The organism is Pedococcus sp. 2YAF34, assembly GCF_052114585.1.
Taxonomy (GTDB): Bacteria; Actinomycetota; Actinomycetes; order Actinomycetales; family Dermatophilaceae; genus Pedococcus.
Genome location: NZ_JBFRFA010000110.1, coordinates 1 through 441, shown reverse-complemented (window position 1 = coordinate 441; position 441 = coordinate 1). Strand labels below are relative to the sequence as shown.

Below are 441 nucleotides of genomic sequence, written 5' to 3'. Positions count from 1 at the left end.
GCCTTTCAGGGGCCCGATGAGCCGGTCGGCGAGGTACGGGGTCTGGTCGATCTCGCCGGCCCGGCGGGCCATCACCGCACGAAGCACGTCGCGGCCGGTCTCCCGGTATGCCGCCGGCTCGGTGAACGAGAGCCGACCGGTCGTCGCCGGACCCACCCAGCGGACGCGCTTCGTGTCGACGCGCCACTCGGTCGCGAACGTCGCCGGGCCGAAGCCCCAGCGGCCGTAGATCACCGACTCCGACACGGTGAGGATCGCCAGCGGGACCCCGAGCGCGTGGGCCGTGCGCAGTTCCGCCCCGAGGAGCGCGCGGGCGATGCCGCGACGGCGATGGGTCGGGGCGACCGTGACATTGCTGATCGCCCAGCTGCCGACCGCCGCGCCACCGGGCACGGTGAGGGGCGCGATCCACGAGTTGACCGTGCCGACGGGGGTCGCCGG

1 protein-coding gene is annotated in these 441 nt (G+C 74.6%); it reads right to left on the bottom strand.

The genetic code is table 11. The features are described 5' to 3' along the window. The coding region (locus AB4Z02_RS19115; protein ID WP_441972949.1) for a GNAT family N-acetyltransferase at positions 1 to 441 on the bottom strand (441 nt) is incomplete at both ends.